At 58.0% G+C, this 26352-nt stretch carries 21 protein-coding genes and 1 riboswitch; of the genes, 13 read left to right on the plus strand and 8 right to left on the minus strand.

Translation table 11 applies throughout. The annotated features are described in order from the left end of the window. Positions 1–90 precede the first annotated feature (90 nt). From cra to ilvI, 3 genes are all read right to left on the minus strand, one after another. Positions 91–1101 carry a catabolite repressor/activator gene (gene cra / locus QZH36_RS17070; RefSeq protein ID WP_253455287.1) on the minus strand — a complete coding sequence of 337 codons (1011 nt, stop codon included), beginning with the start codon at positions 1099–1101 and terminating at the stop codon, positions 91–93. A gap of 192 nt (positions 1102–1293) precedes the next feature. Beyond that, the gene (ilvN, locus tag QZH36_RS17075) at positions 1294–1785 is read right to left on the minus strand and encodes an acetolactate synthase small subunit (RefSeq protein ID WP_125288984.1); all 492 of its coding nucleotides are present in this window, start codon (positions 1783–1785) and stop codon (positions 1294–1296) included. 2 nt (positions 1786–1787) lie between these two features. Next, positions 1788–3509, minus strand: a complete 1722-nt coding sequence (gene ilvI, locus QZH36_RS17080; protein WP_253455288.1) for an acetolactate synthase 3 large subunit — start codon at positions 3507–3509, stop codon at positions 1788–1790. Between the two features lie 910 nt (positions 3510–4419). Here ilvI and leuA point away from each other — a divergent pair. From leuA to leuD, 4 genes are read left to right on the plus strand one after another with little or no spacing between them, the layout of a single operon-like run. Further along, the gene (leuA, locus tag QZH36_RS17085; RefSeq protein WP_253455290.1) at positions 4420–5979 is read left to right on the plus strand and encodes a 2-isopropylmalate synthase; all 1560 of its coding nucleotides are present in this window, start codon (positions 4420–4422) and stop codon (positions 5977–5979) included. Continuing rightward, positions 5979–7067, plus strand: a complete 1089-nt coding sequence (leuB, locus tag QZH36_RS17090; RefSeq protein ID WP_253455291.1) for a 3-isopropylmalate dehydrogenase — start codon at positions 5979–5981, stop codon at positions 7065–7067. Before leuA ends, leuB begins: the two co-directional genes overlap by 1 nt. A gap of 2 nt (positions 7068–7069) precedes the next feature. Next, positions 7070–8473, plus strand: a complete 1404-nt coding sequence (leuC, locus tag QZH36_RS17095) for a 3-isopropylmalate dehydratase large subunit (RefSeq protein WP_301730716.1) — start codon at positions 7070–7072, stop codon at positions 8471–8473. A gap of 2 nt (positions 8474–8475) precedes the next feature. Next, the gene (gene leuD, locus QZH36_RS17100; RefSeq protein WP_253455293.1) at positions 8476–9081 is read left to right on the plus strand and encodes a 3-isopropylmalate dehydratase small subunit; all 606 of its coding nucleotides are present in this window, start codon (positions 8476–8478) and stop codon (positions 9079–9081) included. Positions 9082–9126: 45 nt separating this feature from the next. Here leuD and QZH36_RS17105 read toward each other — a convergent pair whose 3' ends face one another. Continuing rightward, positions 9127–10305 carry a sugar efflux transporter gene (locus tag QZH36_RS17105; protein ID WP_253455294.1) on the minus strand — a complete coding sequence of 393 codons (1179 nt, stop codon included), beginning with the start codon at positions 10303–10305 and terminating at the stop codon, positions 9127–9129. Between the two features lie 245 nt (positions 10306–10550). On the opposite strand from QZH36_RS17105, the gene sgrR reads away from it, so the two are divergent. The 6 genes from sgrR (at position 10551) to QZH36_RS17135 (ending at position 17857) form a co-directional block, all read left to right on the plus strand. Continuing rightward, positions 10551–12212 carry an HTH-type transcriptional regulator SgrR gene (gene sgrR, locus QZH36_RS17110; protein ID WP_301730717.1) on the plus strand — a complete coding sequence of 554 codons (1662 nt, stop codon included), beginning with the start codon at positions 10551–10553 and terminating at the stop codon, positions 12210–12212. A gap of 35 nt (positions 12213–12247) precedes the next feature. After that, positions 12248–12346: riboswitch (TPP riboswitch) on the plus strand. A gap of 39 nt (positions 12347–12385) precedes the next feature. After that, positions 12386–13372, plus strand: a complete 987-nt coding sequence (gene thiB / locus QZH36_RS17115; protein ID WP_301251463.1) for a thiamine ABC transporter substrate binding subunit — start codon at positions 12386–12388, stop codon at positions 13370–13372. Continuing rightward, positions 13348–14967, plus strand: a complete 1620-nt coding sequence (thiP, locus tag QZH36_RS17120) for a thiamine/thiamine pyrophosphate ABC transporter permease ThiP (RefSeq protein ID WP_301730718.1) — start codon at positions 13348–13350, stop codon at positions 14965–14967. Before thiB ends, thiP begins: the two co-directional genes overlap by 25 nt. After that, a complete protein-coding gene (thiQ, locus tag QZH36_RS17125) occupies positions 14951–15652 on the plus strand; it encodes a thiamine ABC transporter ATP-binding protein ThiQ (protein WP_301251466.1) in 702 nt (233 codons plus the stop codon). Before thiP ends, thiQ begins: the two co-directional genes overlap by 17 nt. A 377-nt stretch (positions 15653–16029) precedes the next feature. Further along, positions 16030–16866: an SDR family oxidoreductase gene (locus QZH36_RS17130; protein WP_253455299.1), complete on the plus strand. Its 837-nt coding sequence runs from the start codon at positions 16030–16032 to the stop codon at positions 16864–16866. A gap of 175 nt (positions 16867–17041) precedes the next feature. After that, a complete protein-coding gene (locus QZH36_RS17135; RefSeq protein WP_301730719.1) occupies positions 17042–17857 on the plus strand; it encodes an arginase family protein in 816 nt (271 codons plus the stop codon). A 48-nt stretch (positions 17858–17905) separates the two neighbouring features. On the opposite strand, the gene QZH36_RS17140 is transcribed toward QZH36_RS17135, so the two are convergent. Continuing rightward, the gene (locus QZH36_RS17140) at positions 17906–18583 is read right to left on the minus strand and encodes a type 1 glutamine amidotransferase domain-containing protein (protein WP_253455301.1); all 678 of its coding nucleotides are present in this window, start codon (positions 18581–18583) and stop codon (positions 17906–17908) included. Between the two features lie 191 nt (positions 18584–18774). Next, positions 18775–19380, minus strand: coding sequence for a TetR/AcrR family transcriptional regulator (locus QZH36_RS17145; protein ID WP_301730720.1), 606 nt, complete (start codon positions 19378–19380; stop codon positions 18775–18777). A 483-nt stretch (positions 19381–19863) separates the two neighbouring features. On the opposite strand from QZH36_RS17145, the gene QZH36_RS17150 reads away from it, so the two are divergent. Further along, positions 19864–21174 carry an MFS transporter gene (locus QZH36_RS17150; RefSeq protein ID WP_301730721.1) on the plus strand — a complete coding sequence of 437 codons (1311 nt, stop codon included), beginning with the start codon at positions 19864–19866 and terminating at the stop codon, positions 21172–21174. 9 nt (positions 21175–21183) lie between these two features. Continuing rightward, positions 21184–21978 carry a substrate-binding domain-containing protein gene (locus QZH36_RS17155; protein ID WP_301730722.1) on the plus strand — a complete coding sequence of 265 codons (795 nt, stop codon included), beginning with the start codon at positions 21184–21186 and terminating at the stop codon, positions 21976–21978. On the opposite strand, the gene psrA is transcribed toward QZH36_RS17155, so the two are convergent. After that, on the minus strand, positions 21965–22852 hold the full coding sequence (psrA, locus tag QZH36_RS17160) for an L-proline-binding transcription factor PsrA (RefSeq protein ID WP_301730723.1): 888 nt from the start codon (positions 22850–22852) through the stop codon (positions 21965–21967). The genes QZH36_RS17155 and psrA overlap by 14 nt on opposite strands. A gap of 58 nt (positions 22853–22910) precedes the next feature. Next, complete coding sequence (locus QZH36_RS17165) at positions 22911–23675, minus strand: DedA family protein (protein ID WP_253455306.1); 765 nt, start codon at positions 23673–23675, stop codon at positions 22911–22913. A 231-nt stretch (positions 23676–23906) separates the two neighbouring features. Here QZH36_RS17165 and polB point away from each other — a divergent pair, with 231 nt between their 5' ends. Next, positions 23907–26267 carry a DNA polymerase II gene (polB, locus tag QZH36_RS17170; RefSeq protein WP_301251476.1) on the plus strand — a complete coding sequence of 787 codons (2361 nt, stop codon included), beginning with the start codon at positions 23907–23909 and terminating at the stop codon, positions 26265–26267. The last annotated feature ends 85 nt before the right edge of the window (positions 26268–26352 follow it).

Genomic DNA, 26352 nt, shown 5'->3' on the forward strand with positions numbered 1-26352 from the left:
CGGTCTTATTTGGGCATCCGGCACCGCGCGAAAAGTTGCGAAACCAGAAAAATAAAAGGTGCCAATAAAAGACACCCTTTTAGCAACTGATTAACTTCCTTTACGGCTCAGGCGTCCACGCCGGTAAAGATTGCGACGGATACGCGTCAGGCCGGGTTTTGGCTTACGCGGCTCGTCCAGGCTGGCCAGCACCAGTTCCAGCACCCGCTCGGCCACGTCGCGATGACGCTGACCTACCGCCAGTACCGGACAATCCAGAAAATCCAGCAGTTCATGATCGCCGAAAGTGGCTATTGATAAATCGGTCGGCATCCGCCCTTCCCGCTTCAGCGCCACGTCCATCACGCCCTGCAGCAGACCAAAAGAGGTGGTAAACAGCGCATCGGGCATGGCGTGCGTTTCCAGCCAGGTTTCAAACAGCGCCGCCGCCGCCGTGCGCTCAAAGCTGTTGGCATAGATATAGTCGATATGGCGCTCGTCGCCCTGCCACGCCTGGCGAAAGCCCATTTCACGCAGGAAGCTGACGGACAGCTCCGGCAGCGCGCCGAGGTAAAGAATGGATTCAGCCGGCTGCTTGCGCAGTTCGGCCGCCAGCATCTCGGCATCATCCTGATCGGCGCCGACGACGCTGGTGAAGTGTTCGCGATCCAGCGCGCGATCCAGCGCTACGATCGGCAGCGGATCGTTAATCCAGCGCTGGTAAAAAGGGTGTTCCGGCGGCAGGGAGGTCGAAACGATAATCGCGTCTACCTTGCGCTGTAACAGGTGTTCCACGCAGCGCATTTCGTTATCCGGCTGATCTTCGGAGCAGGCGATCAGCAGCTGATAGCCGCGCTGACGGGCCTGGCGCTCCAGATAATTCGCGATCCGCGTATAGCTGGTATTCTCTAAATCGGGAATAACCAGGCCTATCGAGCGGGTACGCCCTGCCCTTAAACCTGCGGCGACCGCATTAGGGTGATAATTATGCTCGCGAACCACCGCCATGACTTTTTCTACGGTCTTGTCGCTGACACGATACTGCCGGGCTTTTCCGTTTATAACGTAGCTGGCCGTCGTGCGCGATACACCAGCAAGACGCGCAATTTCATCCAGTTTCACAATAACTCCACGCTTCAGGCACCATGACGGCGCAGAAAAAATAGCCATGTCGCGGCTAAGGATAAGATAATCTTACATCTAACGGCTGCGCCAGCAACCTCTTTTAGCCCCAGTCGGGAGCTTTCTGGCAAAAATAAAAAAACCCGGCATTACGCCGGGTTAGAAGCTTTTCGCAATTATCACGCGGGGCAATCAGCGCATAATTCGCTCGCCGCGCGCAACGCCGACAACGCCTGAACGTGCAACCTCAACGATTTCCGCCACTTCACGAACGGTGCTTAAAAAAGCGTCCAGCTTGTCGCTGGTGCCCGCCAGCTGAACCGTATAAAGCGAAGGCGTCACGTCGACGATCTGCCCACGGAAGATTTCCGCGCTGCGCTTAACCTCTTCACGCCCGTAGCCGGTCGCCTGGATTTTCACCAGCATGATCTCGCGCTCGACAAACGCGCCCTGGCCCAGCTCCGTGACGCGCAGCACGTCCACCAGCTTGTGCAGCTGCTTTTCAATCTGCTCCAGCACCTTCTCGTCGCCCACGGTCTGAATAGTCATCCGCGACAGCGTCGGATCGTCAGTAGGCGCGACGGTCAGGCTTTCGATGTTGTAGCCGCGCTGAGAAAAAAGCCCCACTACCCGCGATAATGCGCCGGATTCGTTTTCCAGCAGTACCGATAAAACACGACGCATAATTATGTCCTCTCCGTTTTGCTCAGCCACATTTCGTCCATTCCGCCGCCGCGGATCTGCATCGGGTAAACGTGCTCGCTGCCGTCAACGTTAACGTCCACAAACACCAGGCGGCCTTTACGCAGCTCTACCAGCGCCTGGCTCAGTTTTTCTTCCAGCTCATGCGGATGATTAATGCCGATGCCGACATGGCCGTAAGCCTCCGCCAGCCTGATAAAATCGGGCAGCGACTCCATATAGGATTGCGAATGCCGTCCCGAATAGATCATATCCTGCCACTGCTTCACCATGCCCAGATAGCGATTGTTAAGGCTCAGCACCAGCACCGGCAGATTATATTGCAGCGCGGTCGACAGCTCCTGAATATTCATCTGAATACTGCCGTCGCCCGTGACGCAAACCACGGTTTCCTCCGGCAGCGCCAGCTTGACGCCCAGCGCGGCAGGCAGGCCGAAGCCCATCGTGCCCAGACCGCCCGAGTTGATCCAGCGGCGCGGCTTGTCAAAGGGGTAATAAAGCGCGGCGAACATCTGATGCTGCCCCACGTCGGAGGTCACGTAGGCGTCGCCGTTGGTCAGACGCCAGATCGTTTCGATTACCGCCTGCGGTTTGATTTTCTCGCTGCTGCGATCGAACGCCAGACACTGACGTGCTCGCCACTGTTCGATGCTCTGCCACCAGTCGCGCAGGCTGTCGCAATCCTGCTCGCTGTGCTGTTTTAGCATCTCCAGCATCTGCTTCAGCACATCGCGGGCATCGCCGACGATAGGCACGTCTGCCGGCACGGTTTTGGAGATAGTCGCGGGATCGATATCAATATGCAGCACCGTCGCGTTCGGACAATACTTCATTAAATTATTGGTGGTGCGGTCATCGAAACGCACGCCAACGGCGAAAATAACGTCGGCATTGTGCATCGTCATATTCGCTTCATAGGTGCCGTGCATCCCCAACATGCCTAAACACTGGCGATGGGTGCCGGGGAAAGCGCCCAGGCCCATCAGCGAGCAGGTCACCGGCAAATTGAGTTGTTCGGCGAACTCGCGCAGCTCGTTGGCGCAGTCGGCATTGATTACGCCGCCGCCCGCATAGAGAACGGGTTTTTTCGCCGCCAGCAGGCTTTGCAGCGCGCGCTTGATTTGGCCCCGATGCCCCTGCGTCGTGGGATTGTAAGAGCGCATACTGACCGATTCCGGCCACTGATACGGCAGCTTGTTCGCCGGATTCATCATATCTTTTGGCAGGTCGATCACCACCGGGCCGGGACGCCCGCTGGCCGCCAGCCAGAAGGCTTTTTTCACGACGGTGGGGATATCTTCAACCTGCCTCACCATAAAGCTGTGTTTGACGATCGGCCGCGAAATACCGACCATGTCGCACTCCTGGAAGGCGTCATAGCCAATAAGGGAGGAAGGAACCTGCCCGGAGAGCACGACCATAGGAATAGAATCCATATAGGCGGTGGCAATGCCGGTAATAGCGTTGGTGGCGCCCGGCCCGGACGTGACCAGCACCACGCCGGTTTCGCCGGTAGCGCGTGCGTAGCCATCGGCCATATGTACAGCGCCCTGCTCATGGCGCACCAGCACGTGGTCAATACCGCCCACGGTTTGCAATGCGTCATAGATATCCAGTACTGCCCCGCCGGGGTAGCCGAACACATGTTTTACGCCCTGATCGATTAACGATCGGACCACCATCTCGGCTCCTGACAACATCTCCATTTTTGCCTCCAGGCTTTAAGGTGCTGATTTACCGACGTGCTTAACGCGCTTATGCAGAAAATAACGCCTGCCTGCCGATAAGTTCAAAACCTGTGTTTATTCAACCGCTAAAAATATTTTCAGCGGCCAGGTACAGGGCGATGCCCGTTTTATTTTTGCTTTGAGTGAAGATTTACCATAACCGCAGAAAACCCGACAGGCAAACGTCCTGCACGTGACTGATGAATGAAAGCCCTCATTAAGGCACTACCTGTTTCGCTAACGCGTCGACGTTTACACTAACTATTCGCCAGGAAAAAAGCGGTTTATGCTGACTGCGCTTTATTTTCCAGTGTGATCGTTTCGTTATTAATGAGTGAACTTCTTTGAATAAAGTTTACCTGTTCAAACATCGCGGCGGATTTAGTTTTTTCTGCTGCTTCCCGATCTATCTGAAAAAGAATGCGCTAACTAACCGGGCATTATTGGTGAAAGTTGTTTATAAGAAAAACCTATGTAATATCCTGATAAAAAAGGCTATTTTTTGCTAAAAACCGCCAGCACTCCCTTTTGTTTTTCGATGGTTTTCTGCTGGGCGGCCTGCCGTACGCCTTTTTGTTCTGTCTGCCTTTGCTGAGCCAGAATAATTTCTCTGCGCTGATTTTACGTCGCTAATTATAACCTTGTGACTCGCCTTGACATCGCCCCCCGCTTTCAAGTATCAATAAAGGAACAGCAAATTTATGAGGCCTGACTCAATGATCCGTACCCTCCTCCTACCTGGTCTACTACTAAACGCATATTTATGCGCGGTAGACTTGTGGGCGGAATGAATCACTGATTCAGGCTTGCAAACTAAAAAACCCGCGCTACTGCGCGGGTTTTTTTATGCTCGTAGCATTAGCGATGCAAACATGAAAGGAATTATCTGATGAGCCAACAAGTTATTATTTTCGATACCACGCTGCGTGATGGCGAACAGGCATTGCAGGCCAGCCTGAGCGTGAAAGAGAAATTGCAGATAGCGCTGGCGCTGGAGCGTATGGGCGTTGACGTGATGGAGGTCGGTTTTCCGGTTTCTTCGCCAGGCGACTTCGAATCCGTGCAGACTATCGCTCGCCAGGTAAAAAACAGCCGTGTTTGCGCGCTGGCCCGCTGTGTGGAAAAAGATATCGATGCGGCTTACGAAGCGCTGCGCGTGGCCGAAGCCTACCGCATCCACACCTTTCTGGCGACGTCGCCCATGCATATCGCCACCAAGCTGCGCAGCACGCTGCCGGAAGTGATCGAGCGCGCCGTGCGTATGGTAAAACATGCGCGTAACTACACCGACGACGTCGAATTTTCCTGCGAAGACGGCGGTCGGACGCCAATCGACGATCTGTGCCGCGTCGTGGAAGCCGCCATCAACGCCGGCGCCACTACCATCAATATCCCTGACACCGTGGGCTACACCCTGCCGAGCGAGTACAGCAACATTTTCACCCAGCTGCGCAACCGCGTACCCAATATCGACAAAGCTATCCTGTCAGTGCATACCCATGACGATTTGGGCATGGCGGTCGGCAATTCTATCGCCGCCGTGCAGGCTGGCGCGCGCCAGATTGAGGGCACCATTAACGGTTTGGGCGAGCGTGCGGGCAACTGTGCGCTGGAAGAAGCCATCATGGCGATAAAAACCCGCAGCCAGCTGATGAACGTGCATACCCATATTCACCATCAGGAAATCTACCGCACCAGCCAGCTGGTCAGCCAGATCTGCAATATGCCAATCCCGGCCAATAAAGCCGTGGTGGGCAGCGGCGCTTTCGCCCACTCCTCCGGTATTCACCAGGACGGCGTGCTGAAAAACCGCGAAAACTACGAAATTATGACGCCGGAATCGATCGGCCTGCACCAAATCCAGCTGAACCTGACCTCTCGCTCCGGTCGTGCGGCCGTGAAACACCGCATGGAGGAGATGGGTTACAAAGAGCAGGATTACAATCTGGACAGCCTGTACGACGCCTTCCTGAAGCTGGCCGATAAAAAGGGCCAGGTGTTCGATTACGATCTGGAAGCGCTGGCCTTTATTAACAAGCAGAACGAAGAGCCGGAACATTTCCGTCTGGACTACTTCAGCGTGCAGTCCGGCTCCAGCGTGATGGCAACCGCTTCGGTCAAGCTGAACTGCGGAGAAGAATCCATCGCCGAAGCCGCGACGGGCAACGGGCCGGTGGATGCCGTTTACCAGGCGATCAACCGTATTACCGACTTTGATATCGAGCTGGTGAAATATCAGCTGACCGCCAAAGGCCACGGCAAAGACGCGCTGGGCCAGGTTGATATCGTGGTGAACTATAACGGCCGTAAATTCCACGGCGTGGGCCTGGCGACGGATATCGTGGAATCCTCCGCCAAAGCCATGATCAACGCCCTGAACAATATCTGGCGCGCGCGCCAGGTCGAGCAGGAACTGCAGCGCAAAGCCAACGAAAAGGAAGCCGTATAATGACAAGGACTTATCATATTGCCGTATTGCCGGGCGACGGCATCGGGCCGGAAGTCATGGCGCAGGCCGCGAAGGTGCTGGATGCGGTACGTCAGCGTTTCGATCTGCGCATCACCACCAGCGAGTATGACGTCGGCGGCATTGCCATCGACCGTCACGGCGAGCCGCTGCCGCCAGCCACCGTGGCGGGCTGCGAACAGGCGGATGCGATCCTGTTTGGCTCCGTCGGCGGCCCGAAATGGGAACACCTGCCGCCAGCGGAGCAGCCGGAGCGCGGCGCGCTGCTGCCGTTGCGTAAGCACTTCAGACTGTTCAGCAACCTGCGGCCGGCCAGCCTGCATCAGGGGCTGGAAGCGTTCTGCCCGCTACGCGCAGATATCGCCGCCAAAGGCTTCGATATTCTGGTGGTGCGCGAGCTGACCGGCGGCATCTATTTCGGCCAGCCGAAAGGCCGTGAAGGCAGCGGCCAGCACGAGCGCGCCTTTGATACCGAGGTTTATCACCGCTTCGAGATCGAACGCATCGCCCGCATCGCCTTTGAATCTGCCCGCAAGCGCCGTAAAAAAGTGACGTCGATTGATAAAGCAAACGTGCTGCAATCGTCCATTTTATGGCGGCAGATCGTAACGGAAGTGGCGCAGGATTACCCGGATGTCGAGCTGCATCATATGTATATTGATAACGCCACGATGCAGCTGATCAAAGAACCTTCACAGTTCGACGTTATGCTTTGCTCTAACCTGTTTGGCGATATTCTCTCCGACGAGTGCGCGATGATTACCGGCTCAATGGGGATGCTGCCTTCCGCCAGCCTTAACGAACAGGGTTTTGGCCTGTTTGAACCGGCAGGCGGCTCCGCGCCGGATATCGCCGGAAAAAATATTGCCAATCCTGTCGCTCAGATCCTGTCGCTGGCGCTGCTGCTGCGCTACAGCCTGCAAGCCGCCGACGCGGCCGATGCCATTGAGCAGGCCATCAGCCGCGCGCTGGCAGAAAATTACCGTACCGGCGACCTGGCTGGCGACGGCGACGCCGTCGGCACCGAGGAGATGGGTTCCGTTATCGCCCGATTTATCCGCGAAGCCTGATTATGAAAACATTATACGAGAAGCTGTTTGACGCCCATGTCGTGTATGAAGCGCCTGACGAGACGCCGCTGCTTTATATCGACAGGCACCTGGTGCATGAAGTGACCTCGGCGCAGGCTTTTGACGGTCTGCGCGCGCACGGCCGCCCGGTGCGTCAGCCGGGTAAAACTTTCGCCACGATGGATCACAACGTCTCTACGCAAACGCGGGATATCAACGCCAGCGGCGAGATGGCGCGCATTCAGATGTCGATGCTGATCAAAAACTGCGAAGAATTCGGCGTGCGGCTGTACGATCTGAAGCATCCTTTTCAGGGCATTGTGCACGTTATCGGGCCTGAACAGGGCATGTCGCTGCCCGGTATGACCATCGTCTGCGGCGATTCGCATACTTCTACCCACGGCGCTTTCGGCGCGCTGGCGTTTGGCATCGGCACGTCAGAAGTCGAACACGTGCTGGCAACGCAGACGCTGAAGCAGTCGCGCGCTAAAACCATGAAGATCGAAGTCGTGGGGCAGACGGCGCCGGGCATTACCGCCAAGGATATCGCGCTGGCGATCATCGGTAAAACCGGCAGCGGCGGCGGCAACGGGCACGTGGTGGAGTTCTGCGGCCCGGCCGTGGAGCAGCTCAGCATGGAAGGCCGCATGACGCTGTGCAATATGGCGATTGAGCTGGGCGCGAAAGCGGGCCTGGTCGCGCCGGATGAGACCACGTTTAATTATGTGAAGGGCCGCCAGTTTGCGCCCAAAGATCGGGCCTGGGAACAGGCAGTCGCCTACTGGCGCACGCTGAAATCCGACAGCGGTGCCCGCTTTGATAAAGTCGTGACGCTTAATGCCAGTGAGATCGCGCCGCAGGTCACCTGGGGCACCAATCCCGGCCAGGTGATCGCCGTCAACGACGTCATCCCCGATCCGGCCAGCTTCAGCGATCCCATTGAACGCGCCTCGGCGGAAAAAGCGCTGGCCTATATGGATCTCAAACCGGGCATCAGGCTGACTGACGTGCGGATTGATAAGGTATTTATCGGCTCCTGCACCAATTCCCGTATTGAGGATCTGCGCGCGGCGGCCTCCGTGGTCAAAGGGCATAAAATCGCCGCTGGCGTGCAGGCTTACGTCGTGCCCGGCTCCGGGCCGGTCAAAGCGCAGGCCGAAGCGGAAGGTCTGGATCAAATCTTTCTGGCTGCCGGTTTCGAATGGCGCCTGCCCGGCTGCTCGATGTGTCTGGCGATGAATAACGATCGCCTGAGTCCGGGCGAGCGCTGCGCCTCAACCAGCAACCGTAATTTCGAAGGCCGTCAGGGCCGTGGCGGACGTACGCATTTGCTCAGCCCGGCGATGGCCGCCGCTGCGGCGGTAGCCGGTCACTTTGCCGATATCCGCGAGCTGGATCAGGAGTAACTATGGCGAAAAAATTTACGCAGCATACGGGCGTGGTGGTGCCAATGGACGCCGCCAACGTCGACACCGACGCCATTATCCCGAAGCAGTTTTTACAGATGGTGACGCGCACCGGTTTTGGCCGCAACCTGTTTTACGACTGGCGCTACAAGGATGCGGAAGGTCAGATCCCTGACCCGGACTTTATCCTGAATAAACCGGCCTTTCGCGGCGCCAGCATTATGCTGACGCGGGAGAACTTCGGCTGTGGATCTTCGCGCGAACACGCGCCCTGGGCGCTGACCGACTACGGTATCCAGGCGATTATCGGCAGTGATTTCGCCGATATTTTTGCCAATAACGCGTTTAATAATCAGCTGCTGCTGGTGACGTTAAGCGAAGCCGAAATGGATGCGCTGTTTCAACGGGTCGCCGCCGAGCCGGGCGTCAGCTTTACCGTGGATTTGGACAGGCAGGAAGTGGTGGCAGGCGACAAGCGTTACGCTTTCAGCATCGATCCTTTCCGTCGTCACTGCCTGTTGAACGGGCTGGATAGCATTGGCCTGACGCTGCAGCACGAAGCCAGCATCAGCGAGTATGAACGGCGGCAGCCAGCGTTCTTGCGCTAGCTTCAGTCGGGTTAAAAGCGGCCCGAGCGGGCCGCTTCCCTCCACTCAAACATCCTTCACCTTAGCCGACATCGCCAAAGCCGCGACGGCGAGGATCAGCGCGCCCCAGTAAACCGAATAGTGGCCGAACGTTTCTGCCAGCGCGCCCTGCAACACGCCCGCCAGGATCACGCCGGTCGAAATGCTGTTGGTAAAAAGCGTGGTGGCCGCACCTGGTCTGCCGGGCATCAGATCCTGAAAATAGAGCATGCCAATCCCGGCGATGATGCCGATAAAAATAGCGTTGAAAATCTGTAGCGCCAGCAGCGCCGCACGCGAGTGAAACAGCACCAGCCCCAGATAAAACAGCACGCCCGCCGCCACGGCAAACAGCATCATGTTGCGCTTGCCGAAGCGCTTAACATAGTGCCCGGCCAGCAGCATCGCCGGGATCTCCAGACCCGCCGCCACGCCCATCAGCAGGCCCGCCAGCCTGTCCGGCAGGCCCAGCACGCTGCTGATATAAAGCGGCATATCAATGATATACATGGTGTTGCAGGTCCACATCAGCAGCGAGGCGATAAACAGCAGCCGCACGTCTCTGTTTTTCCACGCGCTGATTTGCGTGATAACCACCTCCGGCGACTGTTCCACTCGTGGTACGGAAGGCAGCGCAAACCAGATCAGCGCGATGCAGAGCACAAACAGCGCGGCGGCAACGGAAAACATGGTGGTAAAGCCGTAGTTCAACGCCAGCGCGAAAGAGAGCGGCGGGCCAATCACCCACGCCAGCGAAAGCTGGGCGCGCATTACCGAACTGAACATCACGACTTCACGCGCAGAGCTGTCCGCATACTCGCGCGCCAGCGCAAAAATTTGCGGCATGGCGACGCTGGCCAGCGCCGACAGCAGCACGCCAAAAGTGATTAGCGTCAGATAATCGCGGTTAAAAGCGAACAGCAGCGCGTTGCCTGTCGCCATCAGACAGCAAAAGAGGATCAGCATACGTCGATCGCCACGGTTGTCCGATCGTTTCGCCAGCAGCAGGCTTACCGCAATACCGGCAATTGCGTTCACGGTATAAAACAGCCCCACCCAGAATGGCCGCTCGCCCACTTCGCGCGTCAGAAACAGGCTCAGCGTTGGCGCCTGTAGCGCCCCCGCGATACCCACCATAAAAGAGACAGCCATAAAAGCGAGGTAAACCGGGTTAATACGACGTTGACGCGTAAGCAACGATTTCATACCACATCCCTTGCAAATAAAGAGGCCCGCACGCGGGCGCAAACAGCAAGCATAGAAGAAAACGGGAAATGAAAAAAGCCAGCGGGCAAGACGCCTGCTGGCTGGTGAAAGCACACCTTACTCAGATATAAAGTCTTGAAAGCGCGCCATTCAAAAGAATGCCTCCCGCACTTTCATCGCTAACCAGTATTGCCTTAATATAGGGCAAGAAAAACAGGCGACTTTTCAGCAAGAGTTCCCCTTTTATGCAATCAACGCGTTTACAGCAGCAGTTTATCCGGCTCTGGCAGAGCTGCGAGGGCCAGCCGCAGGAAACCACGCTCGACCAGCTGGCGCTCCAGCTTAGCTGTTCGCGTCGCCATATGCGTAACCTGCTTGGCGCCATGCAGCAGGCGGGCTGGCTAACCTGGCAGGCAGAAGCCGGGCGCGGCAAGCGCTCGAAGCTGACGTTTCACTATACGGGCCTGGCGCTTCAGCAGCAGCGCGCGGAAGACCTGCTGGAGCAGGATCGCATCGATCAGCTGGTGCAGCTGGTCGGCGATAAAAATACCGTGCGGCAGATGCTGCTCTCTCATCTCGGCCGCAGCTTTCGCCAGGGAAAACATATCCTGCGGGTGCTCTATTATCGCTCGCTGCTGAACCTGAATCCCGCCACCGCGTTGCGTCGTTCGGAAACGCATCTGGCCCGGCAGATCTTCAGCGGCCTGACGCGCATAAATGAGGAAAACGGGGAAATCGAGCCGGATATCGCCCACCACTGGCAGTCGGTTTCTTCGCTGCACTGGCGCTTCTATTTACGCCCTGCGGTGCATTTCCATCACGGACGCGAGCTGGAGATGGCGGATGTGATCGCCACGCTGGAACGCGCGCGGACGCAGCCGCTTTTCGCCAATATTGTCCGTATTCACTCTTCCACGTCCTGGACGCTGGATATTCATCTGCACCAGCCCGACCGCTGGCTGCCGTGGCTGCTGGCGGGCGTCGGCGCGCTGATCGTGCCGAAAGAGTGGCCTTTTCTGCCCGATTTCAGCCGTCAGCCCGTCGGCACCGGGCCCTATGCCGTGGTGCGTAATCAGCAGAGCCAGCTTAAGATCGAAGCCTTCGACGCCTATTTCGGCTACCGCGCGCTGCTTGATGAGGTCAACATCTGGGTATTACCGGAAATCAGCGAGGAGCTGGTCTATTCCGGCGTCAGGCTGGAAGGCGGCAGCCTGGATGAAAAATCGGAAGAGAGCCGCCTTGAAGAAGGCTGCTATTTTCTGCTGTTCGACCAGCGTTCGCCGCTGGGACGGGACGAGCAGATCCGTCGCTGGGTCAGCGCCATCGCCAACCCGATAGCGCTGCTGAACCGCGCCGGAGCAGGCTATCAGCGCTACTGGTTTCCGGCCTATGGGCTGCTGCCGCGCTGGCATCATCGACGCGATCTGGACGCGCCGGAAAAGCCGACGGGCCTGACCTCGCTTACGCTGACCTGGTATGGCGATCATCTTGAGCATCAGGCTATTGCTAATTTGCTCCATCCGCTGCTGGCTGCGCAAGGGGTGACGCTGGTTACGAAGCAGGTCGATTACGCCAGCTGGCATCAGGGCGAGGCGGAAAGCGACATCTGGCTGGGCAGCGCTAACTTTACCCTGCCGCTGGAGTTTTCGCTGTTTGCCCTGCTGTATGAGATCCCGCTGCTGCAACACTGCGTGCCGATTGACTGGCGGCAGGACGCGCAGCGCTGGCGCGAACAGCAGCTGCCGCTGGCCGACTGGAGCAGGCAGCTGACAGCCGACTGCTACTTTCATCCGCTTTTCCATCACTGGCTGCTGCTGGAAGGCGAACGCAGTATGCGCGGGGTGCGCATGAATACGCTGGGCTGGTTTGACTTCAAGTCCGCATGGTTTGCACCACCCGAATCATGATGCTTTCGCTACTCTGTAGAAATCATTAGAATAAGCCGTTCTCAACGGGGTGCGCGGCATTAGCCGACGCTGAGATAAACCCGTCGAACCTGACCCGGCTAATACCGGCGTAGGGATTTGAGAGTGCTTCACCTGCTCAGATCGCGCGTCGCCTGACCCTCAAGGAACTCCAGGTGCTAAAAAAAATCCTGCCTCTGCTGCTGCTCTGCTCGCTTTCCGCCGTTGCCGCCAAACCCGCGCTGACGGTCTATACCTATGACTCTTTCTCTTCCGAATGGGGACCCGGTCCGGCCATTAAAAAGGCTTTTGAGGCCGACTGCGGCTGCGAGCTGCGCTATGTCGCCCTGCCCGACGGCGTCGCGCTGCTGAACCGCCTGCGTATGGAAGGGAAAAACAGCCGCGCCGACGTGGTGCTGGGGCTGGATAACAACCTGCTGGACGCGGCGGAAAAAACCGGCCTGTTTGCCGCCAGCGGCGTCGATACGCGCAGCGTCACCGTGCCGGGCGGCTGGTCAAACAGCACTTTCGTTCCCTACGACTACGGCTGGTTCGCCTTTGTCTATGACAAAACTAAACTGCAAAACCCGCCCAAAAGCCTGAAAGAGCTGGTCGAGGGCAGTCAGCCGCTGAAAATTATCTACGAAGATCCGCGCACCAGCACGCCGGGACTGGGCCTGCTGCTGTGGATGCAGAAAGTCTATGGCGATAACGCGCCCGCCGCCTGGCAGAAGCTGGCGCAGAAAACCGTGACCGTGACCAAAGGCTGGAGCGAGGCTTACGGCCTGTTTCTGAAGGGCGAAGCCGACATGGTGCTGAGCTACACCACCTCACCCGCTTATCATTTGATTGCCGAGAAAAAAACGCAGTATGCCGCTGCCGACTTTAGTGAAGGTCATTACCTCCAGGTGGAAGTCGCCGGGCAGCTTAAAACCAGTAAACAGCCGCAGCTGGCGCAGAAGTTTATGCAGTTTATACTGGCTCAGCCTTTCCAGCAGACCATTCCGCAGGGCAACTGGATGTATCCCGCCGTGGCGGGCAAGCTGCCGGCAGGCTTTGACACGCTGACCCTGCCGAAAACCACGCTGCAATATTCGTCGCAGAACGTTGCCAGCCATCGCAGCCAATGGATCAGCGAATGGCAACGCGCCGTCAGCCGCTAGCCAGCTATCAGCCTTCAGGCAGCCTCGTTCCTGGCTGCCTGGCCGCCACGCTGCTGGTCGCCGTGGCGCTGCTCGCCTTTATCGCGCTGGGGCGCAACGCGCCGGTCAGCGCCCGCGCGCTTTGGGAAGACAGCTATCTGTGGCACGTCCTCCGCTTTTCCTTCTGGCAGGCGTTTCTCTCCGCTTTGCTGGCGCTGACGCCCGCCGTGCCGCTGGCGCGGGCGTTGTATCGCCGCCGCTTTCCGGGCAGGCAACTCGTGCTGCGCCTTTGCGCGATGACGCTGGTGCTGCCGGTGCTGGTGGCGGTATTCGGTATCCTCAGCGTTTACGGGCGTACGGGATGGCTGGCGTCGCTGTGCGCCTGGCTGGGCGTGGACTATCACTTTACGCCTTATGGTTTGCAGGGCATTTTGTTGGCGCACGTCTTTTTTAACCTGCCGCTGGCCGCCAGGCTGCTACTGCAAACGCTGGAGCAAATCCCCACCGAACAGCGCCAGCTGGCCGCGCAGCTGGGCGTCACGGGCTGGCATCAGTTTCGCCTGGTTGAGTGGCCCTGGCTGCGGCGCCAGCTGCTGCCGGTCGGCTCGCTGATCTTTATGCTCTGCTTCGCCAGCTTCGCCACCGTGCTGGCGCTGGGCGGCGGCCCTAAGGCCACCACTATCGAGCTGGCGATTTTTCAGGCGCTGAATTTTGATTACGATCCCGGCCGCGCCGCCTTACTGGCGCTGCTGCAAATGATCTGCTGCCTGAGCCTGGTGTTGCTGAGCCAGCGGCTGAGTAAAGCGCTGCCGTCAGGCACCACTCATCTGCAAGGCTGGCGGGATAAGCAGGAAGCGCCGGGCGCGAAGCTGCTGGACGGCGTACTGCTGTTGCTGCTGCTGCTGCTGATCGCGCCGCCGCTGTTGGCCGTGATTGCCAGCGGCCTGAACAGCAACCTGTTTAGCGTCCTGCAACAGCCCGCGCTCTGGCAGGCGACCTTTACCTCGCTACGCATCGCCCTGGGCGCCGGCGTGCTCTGCGTGCTGCTGACCACGATGCTGCTGTGGAGCAGCCGCGAGCTGCGCCTGCGCCAGCAGCCTTTCGCGGGCCAGCTGATGGAGCTGAGCGGAATGCTGATCCTGGCGATGCCGGAGATCGTGCTGGCGACCGGTTTTTTCCTGTTGCTGAACGATACCCTCGGTCTGCCGCAGTCTGCGGACGGCATTGTTATCTTTACCAATGCGCTGATGGCCGTGCCCTACGCGATGAAAGTGCTGGAAAATCCTTTGCGCGATATCGCCGAGCGCTACAGCCGCCTTTGTCTGGCGCTGGATATTCGCGGGCTGAACCGTCTGCGGCTGATCGAGCTGCGCGCGTTAAAACGGCCGCTGGCGCAGGCGCTGGCGTTTGCCAGCGTGCTGTCGGTCGGCGATTTCGGCGTGGTGGCGCTGTTCGGCAACGAAGATTTCCGCACCCTGCCGTTCTGGCTTTACCAGCAGATGGGCGCCTATCGCAGCGAGGATGGCGCGGTGACCGCGCTGCTGCTGCTGCTGCTCTGCTTTCTTTTGTTTACCCTGATTGAAAAACTGCCGGGACGCCATGCTGACGTTGACTAACCTTACCTGGATCTACCAGCATCTGCCGATGCGCTTTTCCCTGTCGATGCAGGCCGGGGAGCGCCTGGCGATACTTGGCCCCAGCGGCGCAGGTAAAAGCACCCTGCTGAGCCTGGTAGCGGGTTTTCTTACCGCCGACAGTGGCGAACTGCGGCTGAACGGCGAAGATCATCGCGCTACGCCGCCGGCCAGGCGGCCGGTTTCCATGCTGTTTCAGGAAAATAACCTGTTTCCCCATCTTACCGTGGCGCAAAATATCGGGTTGGGGCTGCATCCGGGGCTGCGGCTGACGGCGGAACAGCAGCGAAGCTTGCAGACGATTGCGGAGAGGGTCGGTCTGGAAGACTATCTGACCCGTCTGCCGGGCGAGCTTTCCGGCGGGCAGCGTCAGCGCGCCGCGCTGGCCCGTTGCCTGGTGCGCCAGCAGCCGATCCTGCTGCTGGACGAACCGTTCTCGGCGCTGGATCCGGCGCTGCGTAAAGAGATGCTGGCGTTGACGGATGAAGTTTGTCGGGAAAGAAAGATGACGCTGCTGATGGTGTCGCACAGTATTGAGGATGCGGCGCGCATCACGCCGCGCAGCGCCCTGGTGGTCGATGGCCGGATTTTCTGGGACGGCAGCACTTCCGCCTTGCTTAACGGTGAGGTCAAAGAGGCGGCCATATTAGGCATTAGCCTGCGGTAACGGCGGCGGCGCCTGGTTTACATACCGGGCCTCTCTGCCTTAAGCCGAGCCACGTCATAAGCATTCGCTGGCATAACTACAGTCCACATTAAACTGGCACTGCTAACTAAGTCATCTTTCCTGCAACGGCACAGATATATTGATATCAACAGGGCCAGACGGCTTTATTTACTTATTAAATAATTTCCTTTTTATTGCCATATATTAACGTACAGGAATAATCACCTTATTCATCTGTTAATTCAACTCAGAAACAAACTATTATCCTGCCATAAATAAAATGAATGATGAATGTCATGTAAGTTACATAAAGATATGTTACTAATGCGATATAGCAAGCATGACCAGAAATCTATTTTATTAAAGGAAAACAGGCAATGATTGATGCGCAAAAAAAGACGATATTAATCACCGGTGGGTCTAAAGGGCTTGGCCTGTCCTATGCCAGAGCGCTGGCGAAAGATCATCGGGTTATTATTACCGGCAGAGATGCGCAAAGACTGGCCGAACTTGAAGAGGAGTTTGGCGGTGCCGTTCACTGCCTCCAGTGCGACGTTACCGATCGGGTCGCGGTTGCCGCCTGCTTTGCCAGCATAGCCGACAAGTTTGGTCATATTGATGTTGTGATCAATAACGCCGGCGTCTGGGGGCCGGTAGATAAATTTGCCGATATCGAACTGGACGACTGGTTTGAGGCCATCAATATTAACCTGCTTGGCCTTTCTTATTGCACGCATGAGGCGCTAAAGCCAATGCGTGTGAAAAAGCGTGGGATTATTATTAATATCGTCAGTAATGCCGGGGTTTACCGCTGGCCTTATTGTACCTCTTATTCCGTAACCAAAGCGGCCGTGATTAAATTAACCGAAAATCTTGCGGTTGAAATGAAGCGTGAAAATATCTCTCTTTACGCCTATCACCCCGGCCTGGTTCATTCCACCGGCATGGTAACGAATCTGATTGATACCATCACCGACAGCAACAGCGCTCGTGGAAAAGCCTTGCAGTGGGTATATGATGAAAAAGATGCCGGGAATACCGTTGATGAAACGCAAAGCCTGATCAATATTGAAAAACTGTGCAGCGGGAAATACAGGTCGTTAAGCGGACTTTATCTTACCGTCAGAGACGATCTCGATTTGCTGCTGGAAAGAAAAAGGGAAATCCGGGAAGGCGACCTGTTTATGTTAAGGGTCAACGGGCTGGCTGTTTAGGCCCGCCGTTTCTTCGTCTGAAAACCGCCTCGTATCTTCAGTCTGCAAAGTATTCGCCTGGCCGCTTGCGTTTATGGCAAACGGCCGGGTTTTGTGTAAAACATCATGCCATCTTGTGCGTCATTCCCCGCTGTTTTATGTTTAATCCTCCCTGGCAATTAACCGGAGCAGCCTGATGGTCGAAAACCACACTGTCTGTACTATTTTTCAGGGGCGTGCCGGAGACCATAACGATCTTGCGATCCCAGCGGCCAAATCCTTTGGTAACGCGCTGGCATCCTGCCTCGGCCAGCGGCCGACTGTTATCGGTACGCCCAAACCGGCGCTGAACGCAGGCTGGCGCGAAGAGCTGGACGCGGCCATGCCCGATTTGCACGCGGTACAACAACATTTTGCCGCCGTGTTTGCCTCCGGGGCCGTTTCCGTAGCGGCCACCAGCCGCTGTGCCGTGTCGCTGGCGACGCTGCCCGCGCTGGCGCAACATTATCCCGATGCTTGTCTGGTGTGGTTCGACGCGCACGCCGATCTCAATACGCCGGCTTCTTCCACCAGTGGATTTCTGGGCGGACTGGCTCTGGCCGGGCCGCTGGGCCTTTGGGACACCGGCCTGGGCAGCGGTATCAGGATGGAACAGGTCGTGCTGGTCGGCCAGCGCGATCTCGATCCTTTTGAAGTGAACCTGATCGAGCAGCACAATATTTCCTCCCTTCCGCCCGGTGAAGATTTGCCGGATCGCCTGCGTAAGGCCGTTGCTGGCCGTGCGGTTTATGTGCATCTGGATTGCGACGTGCTGGCCCCGGGCACGGTGCCGACAGATTATCAGCCAGAGGGAGGATTAACGCTGGCGGAACTGACGGCCTGCTGCGAAGTGCTCGCCTGTTCGTCTTTAATCGGTATAGAGATAGCGGAATTGCAGAACGCCTGGCAGCCGGAAGGGCCGCCAGTTTCGCCTGAAAAATTGGTAGCCGCGCTGATGCCGCTGCTGAAATAGCCGCGGCCCGATGGGATCCTGCGGCATTGCGCCGCAGGAAAGCGATGATTATGCGAACTGTTTGAGAAGCAGCGCGGCTGTTGCCGCTGAGGAGCCAGGGTTCTGGCCGGTAATTAACAATCCATCCTGAACCACGTAAGAGCCCCAGTCGGCGCCCTTAGAGTAGATGCCGCCCTGCGCCACCAGCTCATCCTCTACCAGGAAAGGCACCACGTTGGTCAGGCCGACGCCTTCTTCTTCGCTGTTGGCGAAGCCCGTGACCTTTTTCCCTTCCACCAGCGGACGGCCCGCCGGCGTTTTCACATGGCGCAGCACGCCAGGCGCGTGACAAACCAGCGCTACCGGTTTTTCTGCGGCGAGGAAAGATTCAATCAGGGCGATGGAATGCTTGTCCTCAGCCAGATCCCACAGCGGGCCGTGGCCGCCCGGATAAAATACCGTGTCGTAATCGGCCTGGGAAATCGTGTCCAGACGCACGGTAGCGGCAAGCTGCGCAACAGCGTCGGCGTCAGCCTCAAAGCGATGCGTCATCTCCGTCTGAAAATCCGGCTCGTTGCTTTTCGGATCCAGCGGCGGATTGCCGCCGGCCGGCGAAGCCAGAGTTACTTCGGCGCCCGCATCTTTAAAGGCATAATAAGGCGCGGCCAGCTCTTCCAGCCAGAAACCGGTTTTACGGCCGGTGTCGCCCAGTCGATCGTGTGAGGTCAGAACCATTAAAACTTTCATCGTGTCTCTCCGCATGGTGGCATTAATATATAGTAGACCAGTCGTCTAATCTTGGGGTAAAAAAACAGGCCAGCCTGCTGGCCCTGTCGATCGTAAACCTGTAATAAAACTATCCGCCTGGCTTAGCGGCGCTTCAGCCAGCCAGGCCCAGCGTTTGCCAGGTCAGCAGCATTACTGAGGCAAACGGCGCTTCAGCCTGCCAGGCCCAGCGTATGCCGGGTTAACAGCATGGCTGAGGCAAACGGCCCTTTGTGGCGAACGATTTTCACCATCACGCTCGCGCCCAGCCAGAGCTGGTAAAGACTTTCTGCGACCCGGCCTGGCTCGTCGATAATCCGCAGTGACCCTTCCTTTGCGCCAGCCTCAATGGCTTCAGCCAGCCGCTCCACAATTTGCGAAGTGCCTTTTTCCAGCGCAAGTCGCATATTTTCCGACAGGTCGGCCACTTCCGCCCCCAGCTTTACCGCCAGGCATTTGCCCTGACAGTCCTGGAATGACTGTGTATCCTGCCACTGCTGCCAGTAGTGCATCAGCCGCTGCGCCATATTGGCACCGGGCTGGCTCATCGTGTGGTCAAGCCCGGCCAGGTAGTCGGCAAAATAGCTTTCCAGCATGGCGACAGCAAAGGCATCCTTGGAGCCGAAATAGTGATAGAAGGAGCCTTTAGGCACGCCCGCTTCGGTCAGGATTTCGTTCAGCCCGACGGCCGAATAGCCTCTGCCCGCCATGATGCGCTGTCCGGTGGCGAGGATATGCTCGCGGACATCGTCTTTGTGTTTATGCGTCGCTGTGTTCATGAACTAACCTTACACCTGATTAGACCGGTCGTCTAGAAATTAACGTATATTTTTTCGATCGCGCTTTTTTTGAAGCCGCGCCTGACCAGGACGGTAATAAAAATGAAGCGCCACATATAAAAAAATCCATACGATTCAATTAATTAACGAATAACCCCACCGATGCCTCCGCTTCTTACTCCTCTTCTTCCTCTCCCTTTTTCCCTGCCTCTTCTTCCTCTTCTCTTTCTTCTCTCTCTTCTCTCTTCTTCTGCTCAGGTAGCTTTATGAATACCATCACAAAAAAGAGAACCCGCTTTTACCCCTACGGCAGCCGATCAAAAATAAAACCGTAACAAATCCAATCGGTTTTATACGTATCGGCCTTATTCATGCCATCGACACATCAATCAATGCACTTTTTGCACTTATTTACTGCGATTTACTCAGCCAGTCTTCAAAGCAGGCGCGGCAAAAAGCGCCACTGACAAACTGGAGATCGCTATGCACCTTACTTCTGGCTTACCCCTGTCCCTGCGCGCCCGCATCGGCGCCATATTTCGCGTTACCTCAGGCAATTTTCTGGAGCAGTTTGATTTCTTTCTGTTCGGTTTTTACGCCACCTATATCGCGCACACTTTTTTTCCGGCAAGCAGCGAGTTCGCTTCGCTGATGATGACTTTCGCCGTCTTCGGCGCGGGCTTTCTGATGCGGCCTGTCGGCGCAATCGTGCTGGGTGCCTATATCGATAAGGTTGGCCGACGCAAAGGGTTGATTGTGACGCTTTCCATCATGGCGGCGGGGACTTTCCTGATTGTGCTTATCCCGTCTTATCAGGCCATCGGCCTTTGGGCGCCGCTGCTGGTGCTGACGGGGCGTTTACTTCAGGGTTTCTCTGCCGGCGCAGAGCTGGGCGGCGTATCGGTTTATCTGGCTGAAATCGCCACGCCGGGACGCAAGGGCTTCTATACCAGCTGGCAGTCAGCCAGTCAGCAGGTCGCCATCATGGTGGCGGCAGCGATGGGCTTTGCCCTTAACGCCCTCCTTGAGGAAACCGCCATCCGCGAATGGGGCTGGCGTCTGCCGTTTCTGTTTGGCTGCCTGATTGTGCCTTTCATCTTTGTTCTGCGCCGCAAGCTGGAAGAGACGCAGGAGTTTAACGCCCGTCGTACTCATCTGGCGATGAGGCAGGTTTTTGCCACGCTGCTGGCTAACTGGCAGGTGGTTATCGCCGGAATGCTGATGGTCGCAATGACCACCACGGCTTTTTATCTGATTACCGTTTACGCCCCGACCTTCGGCAAGAAAGTGCTGATGCTCAGCGCCTCCGACAGCCTGCTGGTTACGCTGCTGGTCGCTATCTCGAATTTTTGCTGGCTTCCTATAGGCGGCGCGCTGTCCGATCGCTTCGGCCGCAAACCGGTGCTGATTACCATGACGCTGCTGGCGCTCGCCACCGCCTGGCCTGCCCTTCGCCTGCTCGCTGGCGCGCCGGGCTTTTATATGATGCTGGGCGTGCTGCTGTGGCTGTCTTTTATTTATGGCCTTTATAATGGCGCGATGATCCCGGCACTGACAGAAATTATGCCGCCGGAAGTCAGAGTGGCCGGATTCTCGCTCGCCTATAGCCTGGCGACAGCGATCTTTGGCGGATTTACGCCCGTCGTCTCCACCGGCCTGATTGAGCTGACGGGCGATAAAGCCTCGCCGGGATACTGGATGAGCTTTGCCGCCGTATGCGCCCTGCTGGCCACGCTTTATCTCTATCGTCGCAGCGCGACGTCTGTTCAGCCGGTCGCCAGACCGCTCAGCTAAGGAAAAATCATGAATCAGACAGGAAGATTTCTTTGTGTATTGCCGCTTCTTTTTCTCCTCAGCTCGGGCGTGCAGGCCAAAGCGTTGACGGTCATGATATCCGGCGGCTTCAGCGCCGCCTGGGAAAAGCTCGCGCCGCGTTTTGCCGCGCAGGAGGGCTATAAAATCACCACGGTATCCGGCCCGTCGATGGGCCAGTCGCCGCAGGCCATTCCCGCCAGGCTGGCTCGCGGTGAACAGGCGGACGTGGTCATTATGGTTGGCGACGCGCTGGAAAAGCTGGATAAGGCGGGCTGGCTGGCTAAAAACTCCCGCGTGGAGCTGGCCGATTCGCCCGTGGGCGCGGTCGTTAAAAAAGGCACCACGCCCGTCAACATTAAAACGGAGCAGGCGCTGCGGGCGGCGCTGTTACAGGCGCAGTCCGTTGCCTATTCCGACAGCGCAAGCGGCAGATATGTCAGCGGGCAGTTGTTTGCAAAGCTGGGCATTGCGGAGCAAATGAAGAGCAAGGCGCAGATGATAGAGCGGATCCCGGTAGCGCGTGTTGTCGCTGAAGGGCAATACGCGCTGGGCTTTCAGCAGGTTAGCGAGCTGCTTCCCGTTGCCGGCGTCACCTTTATCGGCGAGCTGCCGGCCAGCGTGCAGTACACCACCCGCTTCGCCGGGGCCGTAACGAAAACCTCGGCCAATGCGCAGGAGGCGCAAAAGCTGCTGCGCTATCTTTCGTCGGCGGCGGTGCAGGAGAGCATTCGCGCCACCGGCCTGAAAACCGTGGCAACGCCCCAGGCGGCTACCGTTCAGTAATTAGCTTTTCAAGCTCGGCGGCGACGTGCGACAGCACCCTTCCGCTGCGCTTAAGTAAGCCAACCGTCCGCTGCACTACCGGTTCTGTCAGCGGCACGCTGGTGAGCACGGAATGGCCTGAATACGGCATCGACATAGCGGGTACGGCGGCAATGCCAAGGCCCGCTTCAACCATACCCAGCATGGTGGTGACATGGCGGGTTTCGCAAATACTGGGACGTTCCGGCACGATGTGCGCCAGCGCCTGATCGAGCAGGTTGCGGTTGCCGGAGGTCTTATCAAGGCCAATCCAGGCCTGCTGATAAAACGCCTTCCACGTAAGCGCTTTACTCCCCGCAAGCGGATGCTCATGCCGACAGGCAGCGACGTATCTGTCCGCCAGCAGCGGCAAAAATTCAATATCCGCCTGCGTACGGCCTGCAAAGCTGATGCCGAAATCCGCCTGGCCGCTGACAACGGAGTCGTACACATTGCTGGCGCTGCTGTCGATCAGCTTAACGCGCACTCTGGGATAGCGGCTCTGAAAGCGGCGGATAACATCCGGCATAAAATAATAGGCGGCGGAAGGGACGCTGGCGACAGTGACCAGCCCGGTACGGTTCTGGCTGACCTCGCTCAGATCCGCCATCACATCTTCGAAATCCGTCAGCAGCCGCCCCGATCGCTCGGCAAAGTTTTGTCCGGCCAGCGTCAGGCTGACGCGACGGGTCGTGCGTTCAAACAGCTTCAGGCCCAGCGCATTTTCCAGCTTGTCTATACGGCGGCTAAGGGCGGACTGAGACAAGCAGATCGACTCCGCCGCAAGGCGGAAGTTGCCGTATTCCACCAGCGCCCGAAAGGCGTAAAGATCGTTCAGGTCTACGTTTACCGGCATCTCTGTTTATCCCTTCAGCAGTCGCAGGCGCGGCCCCGGCCGGGCCGCTTTTGATGATCTAGCCGATAAACACCTGCCACAGCAGATGGCGGAAGATGGGCATCATCGGATGGAACTGGATCGCCACGAAGCTGGCGACGCCCGCCGCCATCATCAGCGGCGCGAGCCAGCGCAGGCGGCTCTCCGGCAAATAGGCCGTCGCCCAGTCATGTTGTTTTTTGGCGCGCAGCCAGCGCCAGCCCAGCCAGCCGCCCAGCCACACCAGCAGCGCTACCGCCAGCAGCAGCCATTTAAACAGGCTGCTGCTGGCGTCCTTCGGCACGTCAATCGCCACGCCAGCCAGGATGCCTGGCAGCAGGTACAGAGGCGGCCACAGCACGCAGCCGATTAAATTAGGCGGGATAAACTTCTTTACCGGCAGCTCCAGCATCCCCGCCACCAGCGGGATCAGCGGCCGCGTCGGGCCGATAAAGCGGCCGATAATAATGGTGAACATGCTGTGCTGATGCAGCGCGTGTTCGGTTTTATCCATCAGCGGCTGATGCTTTTTAATAAATGACCAGCGGTGCAGCGGCCCTTTGAACTGCCAGCCGATAAAGTAGGAGATCCAGTCGCCCAGCAGGCAGCCGATAATCCCCACGCCCCAGGCCGGATAGAGACTGATTTGTCCGCTGCCGACCAGTGCGCCCAGCGAGGCCATCAGCACGGTGCCCGGCAGCAGCAGCCCAACCAGCGCCAGCGACTCGAAAAAGGCGACCAGGCCTACTGCCAGTAAAGACCAGGCAACTGATTGAGTTATAAGGTGTTCCAGCCAGGCTTCCATAGATTTCACATTCTGTTTATTGGAAAGCCGGATTGTCCTGGCCCGTCCGGGATCCGTCAAGCGCTGTTTTGTATGGGAATGCGGATATTTCTTCTTTTCAGGTAAAGAAGAAAAGCGCTTGCCGGTGAGCGGCGCTGGCGAAGTAAGAACTGTATAAATAAACATGCTATTATAGGCCCGCATGGCGGTGAACAGCCCCGTATTCCATTCCCAGCCGCTCAGGAGGTTCAGGTGAACGACGCGCGCGCAGGCTTTCTGCTGACCCGACACTGGCGGGATACGCCCAGCGGCACGGAGATCGTGCTGTGGCTGGCCACGGACGACGGCCCGCAGCGGATCGTGCTGCCGCCGCAGGAGTCGGTCGCCTTTATTCCGCAGCAGCAGCTGGCGCAGGCGGAAACCCTGCTGCGTGCCGAAAAAGATATCAGGCTGACGCCGCTGACGCTGAAGGACTTCCGCCAGCGTCCGGTCGCCGGGCTTTACTGCAAACAGTATCGGCAGCTGCAAAAGCTGGAGAAGCTGCTGCGCGAAAACGGCGTGATGGTTTATGAAGCGGATATCCGCCCGCCCGATCGTTTCCTGATGGAGCGTTTTATCACCGCGCCGGTGTGGTTCAGCGGCCAGCAGGTCGGCGGCAGCCTGACGCAGGCGCGGCTTAAACCTAACCCGGACTATCGCCCGCCGCTGAAGTGGGTGTCGCTGGACATTGAAACCACGCGCCACGGCGAGCTTTACTGCATCGGGCTGGAAGGCTGCGGCCAGCGCGTGGTTTATATGTTAGGGCCGGAAAACGGCGACGCCAGCCGCCTGGACTTCAGGCTGGAATATGTCGCCAGCCGTCCTGCGCTGCTGGAAAAACTCAACGCCTGGTTTGCCGAACACGATCCGGACGTGCTGATCGGCTGGAACGTGGTGCAGTTTGATCTCAGGATGCTGCAAAAACATGCCGACCGCTATGGCATCCCGCTGCGGCTGGGCCGCAACAGCGAAGCGCTGGAGTGGCGCGAGCACGGCTTCAAGCCGGGGATCTACTTTGCGCAGGCGACCGGGCGGCTGATTATCGACGGCATCGAGGCGCTGAAATCCGCCTTCTGGGATTTCCCCTCCTTTAGCCTGGAATCGGTCTCGCGCGAGCTGCTGGGCGAAGGCAAAGCCATTAATAATCCGTGGGACAGGATGCAGGAGATCGACCAGCGCTTTGCGGAAGACAAACCGGCGCTGGCGCACTACAACCTGAAAGACTGCGAGCTGGTCACGCGCATTTTCCAGCGTACCGAGATCATGCCTTTTCTGCTGGAGCGCGCCACCGTCAACGGCCTGCCTGCGGATCGGCATGGCGGCTCGGTCGCCTCGTTCAGCCATCTTTATCTGCCGCGTATGCATCGCGCCGGCTACGTTGCGCCGAATATGGGCGAAGTCGCGCCGGAGGCGAGTCCGGGCGGCTACGTGATGGACTCGCGGCCAGGCCTTTATGACTCGGTGCTGGTGCTGGATTACAAAAGCCTTTATCCCTCGATTATCCGTACCTTTCTGATTGACCCGGTCGGGCTGGCCGAAGGCATGGCGCATCCCGACGACAGCGAGTCGGTCAGCGGCTTTCGCGGCGCGCGTTTCTCCCGCACCCTGCACTGCCTGCCGGAGATCGTCGGTCAGATCTGGCAGGGCCGCGAAACGGCCAAAAAGCACGGCAACAAGCCGCTGTCGCAGGCGCTGAAAATCATTATGAACGCGCTGTACGGCGTGCTGGGCACCAGCGCCTGTCGCTTTTTCGATCCGCGGCTGGCCTCCTCCATCACGCTGCGCGGCCATGAAATCATGCGCCAGACGCGGGAGCTGATAGAGGCGGAAGGCTATGACGTGATTTATGGCGATACCGACTCCACCTTCGTCTGGCTGAAAACGCCGCACGACGAGGCGTCGGCCGCCGCGATTGGCCGTCGGCTGGTGGAAAAAATCAACGCCTGGTGGCAGCAGCATCTGCAGGAAACGCTGGGGCTGACCAGCGCGCTGGAGCTGGAGTACGAAACCCACTTCAGTCGTTTTCTGATGCCGACCATTCGCGGCGCGGAACAGGGCAGCAAAAAACGCTACGCCGGTTTGATCCGCGAAGGCGACCAGGAGCGCATGGTGTTTAAAGGGCTGGAGACGGTGCGCACCGACTGGACGCCGCTGGCGAAAAATTTTCAGCAGGCGCTTTATCTGCGGATTTTCAAACGGCAGCCCTATCAGGATTACATCCGCGAAACCGTGCGGCAGCTGCTGGATGGCGAACTGGACGAGCAGCTGACCTACAGCAAAAAGCTGCGCCGCCCGCTGGAAGATTATCAGCGCAACGTGCCGCCGCACGTGCGCGCCGCGCGCCTTGCCGATGAGCAGAACCGCCAGCTGGGCCGCCCGTTGCAGTATCAAAAAGGCGGCCGGATCCGCTACGTTATCGCCACGTCAGGGCCGGAGCCGCTGGAGGCACGCCTGACGCCGCTGGACTACGATCACTACCTTTCCCGCCAGCTGCAGCCCGTTGCGGAAGGCATTTTGCCTTTCGTGCAGGATGACTTTGCTACACTGGTAACAGGTCAGTTGGGGCTTTTTTGACAGGTGACGAACGCGCCACCTTCCAGTACCATAGCGCCCTTCCTGCAAAACGAAATGAATCTGCCGGGCTTTATTGCCGGGCAGC

Origin of the sequence: Erwinia wuhanensis, from assembly GCF_030484085.1 — a bacterium.
Lineage (GTDB): Bacteria > Pseudomonadota > Gammaproteobacteria > Enterobacterales > Enterobacteriaceae > Erwinia > Erwinia aeris.